The sequence below is a fragment of the Thalassospira tepidiphila MCCC 1A03514 genome (assembly GCF_001662875.1).
Taxonomy (GTDB): Bacteria; Pseudomonadota; Alphaproteobacteria; order Rhodospirillales; family Thalassospiraceae; genus Thalassospira; species Thalassospira tepidiphila.
On record NZ_JPVZ01000001.1, the window covers coordinates 121,289 to 137,865 of the forward strand.

A 16,577-nucleotide genomic window follows, 5' to 3' on the forward strand; every position below is an offset into this window, starting at 1 on the left:
CCAAGCAATCACATGGTGGGTGCGGGACCGACCGGGAAGCGATCAAGAATGCGTTTCTTGATCTGGTCGCGCACCTGTCGATAGGCCTCAAGGCGGATTTCACGCGCCCCTTCGACGATTGTCGCATCAAAGGTATTCCAGAATTCCACGTCACACGCCATGGTGCGGGTCATTTCGACCGCACGGTGCTGGGCCTCAGGAGACATCGTGATGATCAGATCAAAGAAGCCGTCTTCAAGCTGATCAAAGGTTTTGGAATTGTATGAGGAAATATCAAGACCGATTTCCTCCATCACCGCAACGGCAAAGCCATCAAGCTCACCGGCACGCACCCCGCAACTTTCAACATAGATGCGGGTTCCGTGATAGTGACGCATCAAGGCAGCAGCCATCACCGAACGCACGGCATTATAGCTGCAGGCAAAAAGAACCGAGCCGGGGAGTTCTTCTGCCACCGTGCCTTAACCCCGGATGTGAAGGACACAAATCAACGTAAACAGGCGACGCGCGGTATTTTCATCAATCGTCACCTTGTCGGCCAGAAGCTCTCGCAATTGCTCGGAGCCCTCGTTGTGAAGACCACGTCTCGCCATATCGATGGTTTCGATCTGGGCGGCGCTGGCCTTTTTGATGGCGTCATAATAGCTTTCGCAGATCATGAAATAGTCTTTGACGATCCGGCGAAACGGCGACAGCGGCACGGGAATGGTCGTCAGGTTTTCGGTATCATCGTCGCCGCGCACATCCATATAGATGCGGTTTTCCTCGATGCGCATATGCACCGAATACGGACCTTCGAAACCGCCAGCCGGTTCGAAATGGTTTTCTTCGAGAAGGTCATAGATCGCCACCGCCTGCTCATGCTCGACCTCAGGACGGCGTCTTACCTTGTATTTCTCGTCAAGATAGATACCGGCAATACACTGGTTTTCTGCCATGGCTCTCTCGCTCCGGTCCCTTCACACGCTGCATTGCAACAGCTTACATCTGGTTTGAACGGATCGCTACCGAAAGTCCATGTGCCTGCAGACCTTCGCTTTCTGCAAGGGCGATTGCCGCCGGGCCGATTTTTGCCAGACTTTCGGGTGTGCACTTGATCAGCGACGAACGCTTGATGAAGTCCAGAACCCCAAGGCCGGACGAGAAACGCGCCGAGCGGGCCGTCGGCAGGACATGGTTCGGGCCGGCAACATAATCGCCGATGGCCTCTGGCGTATAACGGCCCAGGAAAATCGCGCCAGCATGGTGAATGTCTTCTGCCAGTGCGTCCGGGTCGTCGACCGCCAATTCAAGATGTTCCGGTGCGATCCGATCCACAAGGGCCGGAGCCTGCGACAAATTTTCGACCAAAACAATTGCACCAAAGTCGCGCCAGCTTGCCCCGGCGATTTCTGCACGCGGCAGTTTTTCGAGATGGGCATCAATTGCCACCTGCACCTGATCGGCGAATTTGGCATCATCGGTGATCAGGATCGATTGCGCGACCGGGTCATGTTCGGCCTGCGACAACAGATCTGCTGCCACCCAGCTTGGGTCATTGCTGCCATCGGCAACCACCAGAATTTCAGACGGGCCTGCAATCATATCAATGCCGACCTGACCAAAGACACGGCGTTTGGCCGCGGCAACAAACGCATTGCCCGGACCGACGATCTTGTCGACAGGCTTGATGGTTTCGGTGCCATAAGCAAGGGCCGCAATCGCCTGCGCCCCGCCAATGCGGTAAATCTCGTCAACGCCAGCAATTCGGGCCGCAGCCAGAACCAGCGGGTTCATTTTATTGTCCGGGGTCGGCACCACCATGACAAGGCGTTCGACACCGGCAACCTTGGCCGGAATGGCGTTCATCAGAACCGATGACGGATAAGATGCCAGACCGCCGGGGACATAAAGCCCGGCTGCGGACACCGCGCGCCAGCGCCAGCCAAGCTCAACACCGCTTTCATCGGTATAGCGTTCATCGGCCGGCATCTGCTTTTCGTGGTAGGCACGAATGCGCTTTGCCGCCAGTTCCAGCGATTTGAGAAGGTCTGCATCAATGTCGGCAACCGCGGCATCGACCTCGGCCGCGCTCACCGCCATGCCGGATGCGTCGATACCAAGGCGATCAAATCGGTTGGTGTAGTCGCAAACTGCTTCGTCACCGCGATTACGCACATCGGCGATAATATCGGCAACAGCCGCATCAACATCGGCGTCCGATTCGCGTTTCATGCCCAGAAGCTTGACGAAATCTTCTTCGAAGCTGGCGTCAGTAATCGAAAGCTTAAGCGGCATTGAGCACCTCGGAAAAACGGTCGATCCAGGGCTGGATATCGGTCGGGCGGGTTTTCAGCGCAGCACGGTTGACGATCAGGCGCGACGTCACATCGGCAACATGTTCGATTTCACGCAGGCCATTGGCCTTAAGCGTGTTGCCGGTCGAGACAAGGTCGACGATACGGCGGCACAGACCAAGTGTTGGTGCCAGTTCCATCGCGCCATTCAGCTTGATGCATTCAGCCTGCACGCCCCGTTTGGCAAAATGCGTACGGGTGATGTTGGGATATTTGGTCGCGACCCGGACATGCGACCAGCGTGACGGATCATCGCCTTCGATCATTTCTTCGGGTTCGGCAACGGCGATCCGGCAATGCCCGATATTAAGATCCAGCGGTGCGTAGATATCCGGATAATCAAATTCCATCAGGACGTCATTGCCGCAGACACCGATATGGGCTGCGCCAAAGGCAACGAAGGTTGCGACGTCAAAGCTGCGCACACGGATGATATCGATATGCGGATGGTTGGTGGCGAAACGAAGCGCACGGGATTTCGGATCATCAAATGCCGCTTCCGGTTCGATCCCGGCGGATCGCACCAGTGGCATCACCTCGTCAAGAATGCGCCCCTTGGGCAGGGCAAGCACCAGCTTTTCGTCACTCATCAATCAGTCGCCTTACGCGTTTTTCAGTTATCCGGAAGCCTTATATCAGGCCGGAACCCGGACACGTTCGATCTGCGCCCCGCAGGAGCTCAGTTTTTCTTCAAGCCGCTCATAACCGCGGTCCAGATGGTAGACACGGTTAATAACCGTCTCGCCCTCGGCTGCCAAGCCTGCAAGCACCATTGAAACCGAGGCACGCAGATCGGTTGCCATGACTTCAGCCCCCGAAAGCTTTGCACTGCCGCGGACAATCGCCGAACGGCCATGCACGTTGACATCAGCGCCCATGCGGCTGAGTTCCGGAACGTGCATGAAACGGTTTTCGAAAATGGTTTCGGTGATCATGGATGCACCGTTGGCCACCGACATAAGCGCCATGAACTGGGCCTGCATATCGGTCGGGAAGCCCGGATAGGGTTCGGTCATCACGTCAACACCCTTAAGCGTCGCACGGTTGCCGCGCACCTTAAGGCCATCTTCGGTTTCTTCAACCTCGACCCCGGCTGCGCGCATCGCATCGACAAGGCTATCGATCAGTTCCATACGGGTTCCGGTCAGCTCGATCTCGCCACCGGTGATGGCTGCTGCAATTGCATAGGTCCCGGTTTCAATACGGTCCGGCACAACCGAATATTCCGCACCATGCAAGCGCGGCTTGCCGGTGACTTTCAGGGTATCGGTTCCGATGCCTTCGATCTCGGCCCCCATGGCAACAAGGCAATGCGCCAGGTCAGACACTTCGGGTTCACGCGCGGCGTTGGCAATGGTCACAACACCGTCCGCCAGCGATGCGGCCATCAGCGTGTTTTCAGTTGCGCCCACCGAAACCTGCGGGAACAGGACGTGACCACCTTTCAGGCCGTCGGGTGCGCGGGCTTCGATGTAACCCTCGGTCAGGTGGATTTCCGCACCCATTGCTTCCAGCGCCTTAAGGTGCAGGTCAACCGGACGGTTGCCAATCGCGCACCCACCAGGAAGCGACACACGGGCAACACCACAGCGCGCGACAATCGGACCAAGCACCAACACAGACGCACGCATCTTGCGGACCAGATCATAGGGTGCCGTGGTCGAGGTGATTTCCTTGGCAGTCATTTCAAGAACGCGACCGGTATGGCCACCATTGGGGGCATGCCCGTTCAGATGCAACGCGACACCATGCTGGGCCAGAAGATTGGCCATCGATGTGATATCTGCCAGATGCGGCAGGTTCGAAAGGGTCAGGGTTTCATCCGTCAAAAGGCTTGCTGCCATCAACGGCAAAGCCGCGTTTTTGGCACCGCCGATTGCAATTTTGCCCTGCAGCCGGCGACCACCGGAAATCTTGATCTTGTCCATTCAGTCCTCTTTGTACTGCGCGCGATGGCGCAGCGAACGCGTGTCTTGGCGTATCACCGCCAGATTGTTGCCACCCCTTTATCACAGGCGCGGCAATGTGACACCTTTTTGGCCCATATATTTCCCTGCGCGATCCGCATAGGAGGTATCGCATTCACTTTCCGCCTTGAGGAAAATGAACTGACACGCCCCTTCATTGGCATAAATGCGCGCCGGAAGTGGAGTGGTGTTGGAAAATTCAAGGGTCACATGCCCTTCCCATTCGGGTTCAAGCGGTGTGACATTGACGATGATGCCGCACCGGGCATAGGTCGATTTCCCAAGGCAGATCACCAGCGTGTCGCGCGGGATGCGGAAATACTCCACCGTGCGCGCAAGCGCGAAACTGTTGGGCGGGATCACGCAGACGTCGGTCTGGCGGTTAACGAACCCGTCATCGGAAAATTCCTTGGGATCGACAATGGCCGAGTCGACATTGGTGAAAATCTTGAACTCGTCGGCGACGCGGGCGTCATAGCCGTACGAGCTGACACCATAGGAAATCACACCATCGCGTTTGAAACCGTCCACAAACGGTTCGATCATGCCTTTTTCCTGCGCCATCTGGCGTATCCAGTGATCCGGTCTTACCGACATAGTGCCACCCCTGTTTTTGCGAAAATCCCAACCACGTTCAGCACCCACGGTTTTACCCGCCCGCTGGCCTCAAGATCAACCAAACGATGCATGCCGCCATCAAAGCGAAGGTGAAAAATGACGCGCGAGATCAGTCCTCAGATTTTTCGTCTGTAGCCGTAGCTTTGGGATCGCTTTTGCGTGAGCGTTGCTGTTGCTTGCGCTTAGCCAGATTGGCGCGCAGGGCTTTGGCTTCGCGTTTTAAACGTTCCTCGTTTACGGCCGGACGCATGTCAGATTTTTTGGCTGTCATGATGCAATCAAAGTTCCGTCAGATTTATGCGGGTTTGAGCGATTGGCCTGTTATAAAACAGCGCGCGAAAAATTACAGCCGATCTTGACGAAAACAGGGCGAAAAGGCCTGCGACGGGAACAATCGAAAAACTTCGCATAATTCAGGCTTGACCAATTACAGATACGTGGCCTATAACCCGCCCGCACCGCAAGGGCTCATGCTGCTGTAGCTCAGGGGTAGAGCACTCCCTTGGTAAGGGAGAGGCCGGGAGTTCAAATCTCCCCAGCAGCACCATTGCCCACCGGTCCAGCCTGTTTATCGGGCTGCTGTAGCTCAGGGGTAGAGCACTCCCTTGGTAAGGGAGAGGCCGGGAGTTCAAATCTCCCCAGCAGCACCATTGCCCACCGGTCCAGCCTGTTTATCGGGCTGCTGTAGCTCAGGGGTAGAGCACTCCCTTGGTAAGGGAGAGGCCGGGAGTTCAAATCTCCCCAGCAGCACCATTTCCAAATTCCCCATACGATAAACCAAACACGCAGCAGTTATGTTGACTGCGGCAACTTATTCTCTTTGTCGTTGGATAGACTGCAGTTTCTGCCTATTCCTTCGAAAGAGGCACCCTGCTCTTTCGAAGATGCGCGCTTGCCTAAATAGCAACTTTTACGTGCATTTCCCAGGCACATGAATTGCATTGATTGTTTTCACAATCGGCAAAAAAGGAAATGCATCATGACGATCCATATGACTACGTATGGCAGCAGCAACGCATCAATCGCCTCTCATACGACCAAATCGTCGTCGGTAACCACAACCACGCCATCATTTACCCAAGAAATGTATTCGGACCCGGAAATGCGCCCTTACCTAAGGGCGTATTATGAAAAGGCCTATGCACCGATCCGCGAACGCATCGCCGCAATGCGCGAAGAAGGATACGAACCAGTCACATTCGAAGGCTCCAACGGAACGGCCGCGACCGAAATATCCGCCGATCAATATGAAGCCATGATACCGGACTTTGATAGCTGGCTTGACAGTCAAAAGACCATTGTTCCCAAACTTCGCTCGTCTCAGGAACAAATGCTTGAACACGCGCGGGAAAGAGTTCGCAGGGCGGAACAAACCTCGCCAGATGACCAATCAGACGTAAGAGCTATCTTTTCTGTTGGCGATCAGATTCTGGGTTACATGGACAAATACGGTGGTATGGCATCTCATAATATCGGTGGCTACCTGCGCACCTTTGATATTCAGGCCAACGAGCTTGGCCTAACCGGACAAGCGCGCATTGATTATGTCACCGATGCGATTTCGCGACGCTATCCCGATGTCGAAATCACCACCTACAGCAACCAGAATGCCCCGACAGAGCGTCAGTTTAAGCAACGCTGGTATCCGCATCACGATGTGGACCAAGCTTATCAGACCGAGCTTACTGAAGCACGAGAAGCTCTGGCCCGAGCGGAAGAAATTTACCGGAAACAGCAAAGTAACATCCGGGAAATGCAAAGCTTCCTGCTCGGCCTGATGGAACGGGATGCCTAACCTGCACTGACGGCATCTGCTTGAATACCTTGGGGAGGTTTCTTACCCGTAGAACGAACGATACCACTCAACAAAATTGCCGATACCGGTTTCAATTGGGGTTGCTGGCTTGAAGCCAACGGCATCGGTCAGCGCATCAACATCGGCGTAAGTTGCCGGAACGTCTCCATCCTGCATCGGTAGCATGTTTTTCTCTGCCGTCTTGCCCAGTGCCTTTTCGATCGTTTGGATCATATACATCAGTTCGACCGGGCTGTTATTGCCGATATTAAACACCCGATAGGGTGCCGAACTGGTTGCGGGATCGGGCTTGGCCGAATTCCAGTCCGGGTTCGGTTTGGCAACGGTCGAGATGCAGCGATAAACACCTTCGACAATGTCGTCGATATAGGTAAAGTCGCGACGCATCTTGCCTTCGTTAAAGACGTTGATAGGGCGCCCCTCGAGGATCGCCTTGGTAAACAGGAACAGCGCCATGTCCGGGCGCCCCCACGGGCCGTAGACGGTAAAGAAACGAAGACCGGTCGTTGGCAGACGATACAGATGGCTGTAAGTGTGGGCCATCAGTTCATTGGCCTTTTTCGACGCAGCATACAGGCTGATCGGGTGATCAACATTGTGATGAACGGAAAATGGCATTTCGGTATTCATGCCGTAAACCGAACTGCTTGATGCATAGACCAGATGCTTCACATTGTTGTGGCGGCAGCCTTCGAGGATATTGGTGAAACCAACCAGGTTGGCATCGATGTAGGCATGCGGGTTTTCAATCGAATAGCGCACCCCGGCCTGAGCCGCCAGATTGACAACATAGGTCGGCTTTTCAGTAGCGAACAGATCAGCAATGCCTTCGCGATTTTCCAGGTCCATTCTGACAAACTTGTAACCCGGCTTGCCTTCCAACCGTGCGAGACGCGCCTCTTTGAGGTTGACGTCATAATAGTCATTGACGTTATCAAGTCCGACAACGGTCGCCCCCTGTTCCAGCAGTTTCAGACAAAGATGGGAACCGATAAAACCGGCGGCACCCGTGACAAGTACCTTTTCATTGGCCGGAATGATGAAGTCGGACATGCGCGTTGGAATTCCTGATTGAAGTACAGCATGAAGCGCGCCAGGCGCCGGTTGGAAATTCGGGATTTTTGATACCAGCAAGGGTACGGATGCGCAAGCCATCAACCGATGCCATTACGCCTCAAGCGCCTTACACCCAAGACCGTTTATTGCGAGCCGAGACTCCCAGTCATTTTTCTGCTATGGTGTCTTTTCGTATAGGTTTCGTCTTAAGATTACGAGCGACGTAAAGACAGATGATTTCAGCTGGTCAAACCATAGCCAACCCGAATGGGGGCGGTTTGGGCGTTATCCTGAATGTTCGGGAAATCGCACAAACTGCCGATGGGCGTGTTTTGGCCGAATATGAAGCCATTGAAGTCCAGCGTCAGGGCGGAAATGCGTCATCTGTTTCGCCGTATGCCATTGCTGGCGCCGACTCAGACGGCGCACGCACACGGATTGTTGATCCTCGCACCCTGACCGAGGCACAAGCGGTTGCTGGCGGCGTCAGCCGTGCGGAGTACCGCGAGGCACGCGAAACCAATTCGGAAAACGGCAACACCGCAAATGGCGCTTCGTCCAATCAGGATATCGACCCGGCTGAAGAAGCTGTCGTCAATCAGCTGCGCGCCCGAGATTCAGCTGTGCGCCAAGAGGAAAAGGCCCATGCCGCTGCTGCTGGGCCTTATGGCTCTGCGCCGCAATACACATATCAGATTGGTCCGGACGGTAACGCTTATGCGATTGGTGGTCACGTTGATGTAAGCGTATCACTGTCAGGCACTGCGGAAGATCGTGATCGTGCGCTGGCCACCTTGCAAAATGCAGCACTGGCACCAAACGCACCATCAGGTGCCGATATGGCAGCCTTCCGCCAGGCAAGCCTGCAAAGAGCAACCAGTGATGGTATTGATACAAACAATACTACCGAAGAATCCGCACGTAACGAGGCGATGTCTAAAAACGGCGCGCATCAGAATATATCAATTTCTGTGTAACTTTTTCCTATCGCGGTTCCTTCTGATCCCCTGATATACTATTCGATGCGCGATGAAATACTTATCCTTGAGTTCGGATACCTATTCACTTGGATAGATGCTATTATCAAAAACTATCCTGCCGTTTGACAGGGGCACCGTTTTGTTGAATGCTGCGCTCGCGTCCGGGGGGGACGCTTGGATTGAAAATATCAGAATCGCGCGAAACCATATTATTGCAATTGTGGATCGCGTTTCCGAGGTCGCTGTCCCAATTTATTTCAGTGAGCTTTGGACAAGAACAGGTACGGCATAAAAATGAACATCCTGCTAGCAGACGATCACGATCTCGTCAGAGACGGGATCACTTCCTTCCTAAAACTCGCAGCGCCGGAAGTTGAAGTCGCGCAGGCGAAAGACTTCGCAGAAGCACTTGCCGTCGTTGACGGAGAAACCAACGTCGAACTGACCATCCTCGATCTGAACATGCCTGGCATGAATGGATTGTCCGGTTTGACCGTCATGCGCCAGAAACATCCTGAAATTCCCGTGGTTATTCTTTCAGGCTCGGTTAAACGCAGCGACGTTCTGAACGCACTGGAACATGGTGCGTCGGGATATCTGCCCAAGACGCTGTCAGGTAAATCCCTGATCAACGCCCTGCGTTTGATTCTGTCCGGCGAAAAATACATTCCGTCTGCATTGCTCGAAGACGATGGCACGCAGATGCGCCCGGGTGAGATCGACCTTGACGGCCTTGCACCAGACAACCCCTTGCGGCAGTTGACCAACCGCGAGCGTGAAGTGCTGGGTCTTCTGACCAAGGGCCTTTCCAACAAGGAAATCGCCAAACAACTGACCGTTCGCGAAATTACCGTGAAGGTCCATTTGACCGGTATTTTCAAGAAGCTCGGTGCTGCCAACCGTACACAAGCGGTGAAGATTGCCATGCAATTGGGCTGGGAAGCCTGATTGCTGCCAACTCCAGGCAAACAAATCAGAAAAAGCCCGGCATCCTGCCGGGCTTTTTCTTTATCAACTTAAATCATAAATGCATTTGCAGCCAAAAGACGCCTGCGGGGTAAATTTAAGCCGCGAACACTTCACAAAGCTCATCAAGTGTTGCCAGAAGTTCCTTCAAGTTCAGCGGCTTTGACATCACTGTCACCGGAGCATCTGGTCCGTCTTCATCCTCAACCGGTCGGTCAGCATCGCCCGGGTGGCCGGTCATGACAATTACCGGCAGTGCGGGATTGCGTTCCCGAAGTTCCTTGACCAACGCGTTGCCATCCATGTGTGGCATGCGAATGTCGGTAATCAGGATGTCAGGCTGTACAACACCCGCAATCGCCAACGCATCTTCACCGTTGTTTGCGGCGGAAACGTTAAAGCCCTGTGCTTCAAGATATCCCGAGATGATTTCCATGGCATCCACTTCGTCATCGACGACAAGCACGCGAATTTTGCCGCGTGCTTCGGCATTCGGCGGCACCTTGGTCAGCCAGCCATCCTCCTGACCTGCGTCGGAATGATGATCCACCTTCGCGGTGTCCACATCCGCAAGCGGCAGCGTGATTTCAAAGCAGGCCCCGTCACCCTCATTTCGCACATCAATTCGGCCCCCCATAGCCTCGACAATGCCAAAACTGACCGACAGCCCAAGTCCGGTTCCTTTGCCAACATCCTTGGTCGTAAAGAACGGATGAAACAACAAGTCAATGGCCGCTTCCGGAACACCCCCGCCATTGTCGTTGACAGCCAGTTTCAATGACTTCCGCGCTTCGTCAACCATTGCGCTGACACGGATCAAACCCCCGATACTGCCGGCATCCTCGCCGCTTTCGTTGATGGCATCGCGCGCGTTGCTCAGCATATTGACCAGAACCTGTTCCAACTGAACCTGTCGGCCATTGACGAAACAGCACTGCCGTGGAGCAACGACATCAATTGCAATGCCCGACAATCTGCAATCATGTTCGACCATGTCCACAGCACGCTCAACGGCTTTCATGACATCGAACGGCGCAAAATCATCGTCGTCCGGACGGCTATATATCTGAAGATGTTTGATTATTTCGGACATGCGCTCTGTCTGGGAACTGATGAGCGCCAGTCTTTCGCGCTGAAAGGCTGGTTTCACGGCATCCAGATCGTATTGCAGGGCACAGGTATCTGCGGCCATCCGGATGACGTTCAGCGGCTGATTCATTTCGTGGGCAACGGATGCTGCCATTTCGCCAAGCGTTGCCAGTTTGGACGTTTGAACCAATTGACGTTCAACTTTGCGTTTGTCGGTAACATCTTCTGCCAGCATCAGCATGGCTGGCGCCCCCTCGTGGGTGAAGGCAATGGCCGAGACTTCCAGCTCGACATTTTCGCCTTCCGGGCGTTGGCAGATGATTGTGAAGTCCGCACGCCCCGGATACCCGTTTCGATAACGCGAAATGTACTCCTCAAGCGTTTCGCGGCTTGAAGGATGCACCATTTCCATGAAGGATCGTCCGACCAGCTTATCACTGTCGCGCGCGCCCAAAATGCTGACGCCCTGCTGGTTCATATAGACGATCTCTTCACCACTCAGGACAGAGATCAGTTCTGGTGCCAGCTCGACCAGTTTACGGTAACGCTCTTCACTTTCCTTGAGCGCGCGTTCGGCGCGCGACCGTTCGATCGCATACCTGATGGAACGACGGATTGTACGGCCATCGGGAAATTCCTTGGTCAGATAGTCCTCTGCCCCATGTTGAAGGGCTTCGAACGCAAGTTCCTCGTCCTTGTGGCCGGTCAGGACGACGACGGGTGCAGCATTGGCACAACTGCGCACACGGCTGATGGTCTGCACGCCCGATGAGTCCGGCAAGGTCAGATCCAGCAAGACAACATCAAACAGTGCCTCTGGCCCGTCACCATTCAGCACCGCCATCGCGGATGCAAGATCGCTTCGATGCTCGATATCAAACGGCTCGCCGGTTTCTTCCAGCAGAGTGCGCACAAGAAACGCATCCCCGGGATTATCTTCGACAAGAAGAATTCGGAACCGTTGTTCAGGCATCACGTTCATTTCCAGCTTTCAGAGACACGGGTTTTCGTGCCGCATCGCACGGATCGAAAACCCGTTGAGTCTGCATGGTTTTGCGGGTGCTAGCAATCCTGAACATCAACAAGCAGACGTCCCTGCACCTGCCCTTTGAGGATCTTCTCCCCCCATGGCAGAATATCGGACAGTGCAACTTTCGTTGTTGCAGATTGCAGTTGATCCTTCGGCAATTCGCGCGCCAGGCGCTGCCATGCACGCACGCGCGTCTCATAGGGACACATGACCGAATCAATCCCGATCAGTTTCACACCACGCAGCAGGAACGGGATAACAGTTCCGGGCAAATCCGGACCACCGGCAAGACCGCAGGCGGCAACAACACCATGATATTTCATCTCGGATAGAACGTGGGCAAGCGTCGTGCTACCGACACTGTCGATTGCCCCCACCCATCGTTCAGTCAAAAGAGGCTTGCTTGTATCTGTCAGTTCATTGCGGTCAATGATCGTACTGGCGCCGAGATCACGAAGATACTGATGCGTTTCGGCGCGTCCCGTCGATGCGGCAACCCGATAGCCAAGCGCAGAAAGTATTGAAACAGCAACAGAACCGACACCCCCGGCGGCCCCGGTCACAAGGACTTCGCCATCCTGCTTTGTCGACACACCCTGATCTTCCAGTGCCATGACTGCCAGCATTGCGGTGAAGCCCGCCGTACCGATTGCCATTGCCTGCGATGCATCAATTCCGGCGGGCAACGGAACAAGCCAATCGGCCTTCACCCGTGCAAGCTGGGCATATCCGCCCCAATGGGCTTCACCAATCCGCCAACCGGTCAGCACAACTTCATCGCCGGGCTTATAACGATCATCGGTAGATGAAACGACTTCGCCGGAAAAATCGACGCCGGGCACATGGGGATAGGTGCGCACAAGTCGTCCCAATCCGTTCAAGACCATGCCGTCCTTATAGTTGAGAGTTGACCATTTGACCCGAACCAGCACCTCTCCTGCGGGCAAGTCATCTGTGGTCAGGTTCTTGAATTCTGCTGTAACGCTTTTTTCTTTCTGGTCCAGGACCAGTGCGCGAAATGAGTCAGCCATGGGATCCTCCCGATCTGTTCGGATGATCGATCAAGAGTATGGTGCCCACTACCGTGCGTCAAACACGCAGGTTACATCCGACAAGACGGATTGATTAATCAGCCGCGGGAATGCTTGCGGGATCAAGGGAAGCATCCATACCCCCCATCACCGCAACAGCGATGACCACAATCGCCAAAATACCGAGATAGACAAACAAGCGACGCGACCCGGACTGTTTTCCTAGGTCGTCCTGGATGACTTCGCGTTGCACATCGTCAGGCAGGCTTCGATAGGACAGCCATCCCAACAAAGGCACGATCACAAGATCATCCAGCCAGCCAATCCCGACCAAAACATCGGGCAGGAAATCAACAGGACTGACCAGATAGACCAGACCGGTCAGTAAAAGAAGCTTGGATTTCAGCGCCACATCTTTGCGAATTAAAGTGCGCAAGAGGTTGGGTACGATCATCCATACCGAAGCTTTTTTCAAAGGCAGTTACCCGTTTCAACGATGCAGTGGCGTGACATAGGCAGAGTAAGCAATCCGCATTGCGAGGGCAAACTTTTCACTCTGCTCAGCATTGGTCGCCTGCTCAGTCACATCACCCCCGATTGATCCGCAATCAATCGTACATTTGGCATAGACAGAGGTCGGGAGCTTGAATTCATATGTCGCACCCAGTGTCGCACTTTCTTTCAAGGGCAGTGCCTTAATCGATTTCGCGTGTAAATCACTCGGCGGTACAGTCATCCATGCCAGCAACAATGCAAAACCAAGAACCGCCAACATCGCCAGTTTATCAAGATACAGCATCACTCATGTCCCAACAGCATATCTGTTAATTGTTATTTGCAATTAAGAAATGCCGGAGCGAGTAATTTGTTCCCGCAAAAGTTAAGACGTCTTAACTTTTTTGAAAACTGGCGAGTGTTTCGAAAACGTCCGGGTAAGGCGCATGCCCGAGAACATTCGCCTGATGCCAAAGCGCATAGAACAGCAAATGCCAACAAGCCGCACCTTCACGTTTGCCCGGAGTGTTGAAAAGTTTTTCCACCCTGTCGGCATCTGCGATCTCGATAATGCCTGCCTGCCGGGCGACCAGCGGCCCCAACTCCTTGCCGCGCGCTGCAATCCATTCTGAAACCGGAACCGTGAAGCCGCGCTTCCTGGCAAACGGCTTTGCCATTGGCAAACAACGTTCCAGCCAACTGCGCAACAGGAATTTGCCAACGCCTTTTCTAACCTTGAGGCGGTCGGGAAGTTGGTATGCGAACTCAGCGACAACCGGATCAAGGAACGGTGTGCGCCCTTCAAGACTGTGCGCCATCAGCATTCGATCAAGCTTGAGCAACAAATCATTGGGTAACCAGTCGGCGCAATCCACGGCCTGAGCAATCGCCAGACGCGACCGTTTCCCCCGGCTTTCACGACTTTCCGACGCGGCAATGCCATCGCGCCACCCCTCCAGAACACCAGGCCGCAAGACATCAATCTTATCGAACGTCCCCTTGGAGCGCATCACACGACCGCCCAGCAAAAACGGTCGCATGACCGACCGGTACCGACCGTAACCGCCAAACAGCTCGTCACCGCCCTCGCCCGACAGCACAACCTTGAAATCGCGCGCGGCTTCCTTTGCAAGCTTGTAGGTCGGAAGAATGGCATAATCCGCTGCCGGATCATCCATGCGTGCGGCGACCTCTGGCAATAGCGTCCAGAAGTCATTTTCGGAAAACATCACTTCGATATGGTTGGCGTTGCACGCCTTGGCGACCTCTCGGGCGAGTTCGCGTTCGTCATGCACACTGCTGGCTTCAAACGCCGCAGTATAGGCGGTTACCGGTCTCTCATTAAGCCGGTGCATCATACCAAGCAAGGACGCACTATCGACCCCGCCCGACAAGAACATGGCATAATCGACATCAGATCTTTGATGCAGCCGAACCGATTCCTCGAACACCCGGTCCCACTCATAAAGCGCACTTTCCAGATTATTCCCAGTCGCACCTGCATCACTGAGAACCTGACGACGCCGGCGCTCGACAATCCGTCCGTTTTTTAAAACGATGGTTTCACCGGGCTGCAGTCGTTTTATCCCATCCAGGATCATGTCCGCGCCTGTGGTGAATTGCACCTGAAGCAACTCGGACCGGGCATCCTCGCGTACTTGCCGTCCGACAAGTCCGGCAGCGACCAATGCCTGCGCTTCGGACGCGAATGCGAAATATTCAGGGGTTTCAAGGTAGTAGACCTGCTTGACACCAAACGGGTCGCGACACAGAACGACCTGATTATCGACCATATCATGAATGGCAAAGGCATACATACCGCGCAGCTGATCAAACCCACCAATACCATCGCGCGCAAATATGCGAAGTGCGGTTTCACTGTCAGAATGGGTTTTGAAACCCTCTTCACCCAGTTCTTTTCTGAGCTCGAGATAATTGTAAATCTCACCGTTGGCGATCAAAGCACTACCATTTTCGTGGTAAAGCGGCTGGTCACCAGTATTGAGATCGATAATTGCCAAGCGTGTCTGGATGAAACCGACGGGGCCTTTGACATAGCGCCCGTCACCATCTGGACCGCGATGCCCCAAAGCATCACGCAAACGATCAAGGATTTCAGGATCAAGGGATTGCTTGTCCTTGGCGATATAACCGGCAATTCCGCACATTAAGGTGCAACCTCGTCAAAGAAAGCCTTATATCGAGCGACCACGACATCCTCGGTAAAGTTGGCATCAAAAGCCGCACGCCCATTTGCCGACAATGTGTCTGAAAGCGCCTTATCGTCAAGGACTGCGCGTAAATCAGACGCCAGCGCAGAAACATCCTCAAGCGGAGACAGCAATCCGCTCTCGCCCGCTTTGATCAATTGCATTGGTCCCTGACTCGCCTGTGCGACAACCGGTTTGCCATGAGCCCATGCCTCGATCACCATATTGCCGAGCGGTTCATGTCGCGAAGAGGCGCAAAAGACATCACAGGTCGCAAAGAGATTGGCCACGTCGCGACGCCATCCCAAAAACCGGACACGATCCGCCACACCACATTCGGCGGACAGTTTCAGCAGCCCGTCCTTGAGATCGCCTGCCCCTGCGATCCAGAGATAGGCGCCGGGGACATCAACCAAGGCCCTGATCAATGTATCGAAGCCCTTGTTTTCGTGAAGGCGGCCCAGCCCAAGAATTAGCGGTGCGTCGTTTGGAGTGTTGAATTCCGACCGGTCAAGCTGTGTGCCTGGTTTTGCGTCTACAAAGTTCGGTAGATAATGGGTCCGCTCAGCAGGCCACCCTTCACGCACCAGATAGTCACAAATATCGCGCGTGTTGCCAATCAGATGATCGCAATCACTGAAGTTCTTGAGCTTGTAATAACCGCCAAGCCGGGCGACCTTGGTGAAATTGCCTGACGGCGTCATCCGGCTGGCACGGTTCATCCAGCTCAGAACGATCTTTGGCTTGTGCTTTTTGATCTGCTGGCACAACGCCCACGGAGTTCGCAAATCAAAACGCCCGCCAAAAGGCAGTTCATCAAATGAAACACCATTTTCGGCGAGAACGGTGTTCCGGCCTTCATTCGGCCTCACGATACAATGTTGATCGATGCCAGCCCGCTGAAAACCGCAGGCAAGACGCACAAAGAACTCCTCCGCGCCGCCAAATGGGCTTCCGGCCATGGTTTGCAGGAGCATGGTCAT

Annotated in this window: 17 protein-coding genes and 3 tRNA genes; 6 read left to right on the forward strand and 14 right to left on the reverse strand. The window is 54.3% G+C overall.

Annotated elements, in window-relative coordinates:
• Positions 1–8: 8 nt before the first annotated feature.
• From TH4_RS00570 to TH4_RS20575, 7 genes are all read right to left on the reverse strand, one after another.
• A complete protein-coding gene (locus TH4_RS00570) occupies positions 9–455 on the reverse strand; it encodes an arsenate reductase ArsC (RefSeq protein WP_064779534.1) in 447 nt (148 codons plus the stop codon).
• 6 nt (positions 456–461) lie between these two features.
• Entirely contained in the window at positions 462–938 is a 477-nt protein-coding gene (locus TH4_RS00575; protein ID WP_008891761.1) for a UPF0262 family protein, read from the reverse strand.
• A gap of 43 nt (positions 939–981) precedes the next feature.
• Entirely contained in the window at positions 982–2,277 is a 1,296-nt protein-coding gene (gene hisD, locus TH4_RS00580) for a histidinol dehydrogenase (RefSeq protein ID WP_064779535.1), read from the reverse strand.
• On the reverse strand, positions 2,267–2,926 hold the full coding sequence (hisG, locus tag TH4_RS00585) for an ATP phosphoribosyltransferase (RefSeq protein ID WP_008891763.1): 660 nt from the start codon (positions 2,924–2,926) through the stop codon (positions 2,267–2,269). The genes hisD and hisG overlap by 11 nt, the downstream gene beginning before the upstream one ends.
• A 45-nt stretch (positions 2,927–2,971) precedes the next feature.
• Positions 2,972–4,264 carry a UDP-N-acetylglucosamine 1-carboxyvinyltransferase gene (gene murA / locus TH4_RS00590; protein ID WP_064779536.1) on the reverse strand — a complete coding sequence of 431 codons (1,293 nt, stop codon included), beginning with the start codon at positions 4,262–4,264 and terminating at the stop codon, positions 2,972–2,974.
• An 81-nt stretch (positions 4,265–4,345) separates the two neighbouring features.
• Positions 4,346–4,900 carry a dCTP deaminase gene (dcd, locus tag TH4_RS00595; RefSeq protein WP_062956196.1) on the reverse strand — a complete coding sequence of 185 codons (555 nt, stop codon included), beginning with the start codon at positions 4,898–4,900 and terminating at the stop codon, positions 4,346–4,348.
• 130 nt (positions 4,901–5,030) lie between these two features.
• Positions 5,031–5,192 carry a hypothetical protein gene (locus tag TH4_RS20575; protein WP_157097679.1) on the reverse strand — a complete coding sequence of 54 codons (162 nt, stop codon included), beginning with the start codon at positions 5,190–5,192 and terminating at the stop codon, positions 5,031–5,033.
• 201 nt (positions 5,193–5,393) lie between these two features.
• On the opposite strand from TH4_RS20575, the gene TH4_RS00600 reads away from it, so the two are divergent.
• The 4 genes from TH4_RS00600 to TH4_RS00615 all read left to right on the forward strand — a co-directional run bounded on the left by TH4_RS00600 (position 5,394) and on the right by TH4_RS00615 (position 6,716).
• Positions 5,394–5,468, forward strand: a tRNA-Thr gene (locus TH4_RS00600).
• Between the two features lie 28 nt (positions 5,469–5,496).
• Positions 5,497–5,571: transfer RNA gene (locus tag TH4_RS00605), tRNA-Thr, on the forward strand.
• A gap of 28 nt (positions 5,572–5,599) precedes the next feature.
• Positions 5,600–5,674, forward strand: a tRNA-Thr gene (locus TH4_RS00610).
• Positions 5,675–5,900: 226 nt separating this feature from the next.
• Entirely contained in the window at positions 5,901–6,716 is an 816-nt protein-coding gene (locus TH4_RS00615) for a hypothetical protein (RefSeq protein WP_157097680.1), read from the forward strand.
• Positions 6,717–6,758: 42 nt separating this feature from the next.
• Here the strand turns inward: TH4_RS00615 and TH4_RS00620 are convergent, their stop codons facing one another.
• Positions 6,759–7,790, reverse strand: a complete 1,032-nt coding sequence (locus tag TH4_RS00620) for an NAD-dependent epimerase (protein ID WP_064779538.1) — start codon at positions 7,788–7,790, stop codon at positions 6,759–6,761.
• Between the two features lie 236 nt (positions 7,791–8,026).
• Here TH4_RS00620 and TH4_RS00625 point away from each other — a divergent pair, with 236 nt between their 5' ends.
• Positions 8,027–8,770 (forward strand): putative metalloprotease CJM1_0395 family protein, encoded by a 744-nt coding sequence (locus tag TH4_RS00625; protein ID WP_064779539.1) that lies wholly within the window; start codon positions 8,027–8,029, stop codon positions 8,768–8,770.
• Positions 8,771–9,067: 297 nt separating this feature from the next.
• Positions 9,068–9,721, forward strand: a complete 654-nt coding sequence (locus TH4_RS00635) for a response regulator (protein ID WP_008891795.1) — start codon at positions 9,068–9,070, stop codon at positions 9,719–9,721.
• A 115-nt stretch (positions 9,722–9,836) separates the two neighbouring features.
• Here the strand turns inward: TH4_RS00635 and TH4_RS00640 are convergent, their stop codons facing one another.
• From TH4_RS00640 to TH4_RS00665, 6 genes are all read right to left on the reverse strand, one after another.
• Positions 9,837–11,801: a hybrid sensor histidine kinase/response regulator gene (locus tag TH4_RS00640; protein WP_064779975.1), complete on the reverse strand. Its 1,965-nt coding sequence runs from the start codon at positions 11,799–11,801 to the stop codon at positions 9,837–9,839.
• Between the two features lie 89 nt (positions 11,802–11,890).
• Entirely contained in the window at positions 11,891–12,889 is a 999-nt protein-coding gene (gene acuI / locus TH4_RS00645) for an acrylyl-CoA reductase (NADPH) (RefSeq protein ID WP_064779541.1), read from the reverse strand.
• A gap of 94 nt (positions 12,890–12,983) precedes the next feature.
• Entirely contained in the window at positions 12,984–13,343 is a 360-nt protein-coding gene (locus TH4_RS00650; protein ID WP_064779542.1) for a YkvA family protein, read from the reverse strand.
• 36 nt (positions 13,344–13,379) lie between these two features.
• Complete coding sequence (locus tag TH4_RS00655) at positions 13,380–13,688, reverse strand: hypothetical protein (protein ID WP_064779543.1); 309 nt, start codon at positions 13,686–13,688, stop codon at positions 13,380–13,382.
• 91 nt (positions 13,689–13,779) lie between these two features.
• The gene (gene asnB, locus TH4_RS00660) at positions 13,780–15,552 is read right to left on the reverse strand and encodes an asparagine synthase (glutamine-hydrolyzing) (RefSeq protein WP_064779544.1); all 1,773 of its coding nucleotides are present in this window, start codon (positions 15,550–15,552) and stop codon (positions 13,780–13,782) included.
• A complete protein-coding gene (locus TH4_RS00665) occupies positions 15,552–16,577 on the reverse strand; it encodes a glycosyltransferase (RefSeq protein ID WP_064779545.1) in 1,026 nt (341 codons plus the stop codon). Before TH4_RS00665 ends, asnB begins: the two co-directional genes overlap by 1 nt.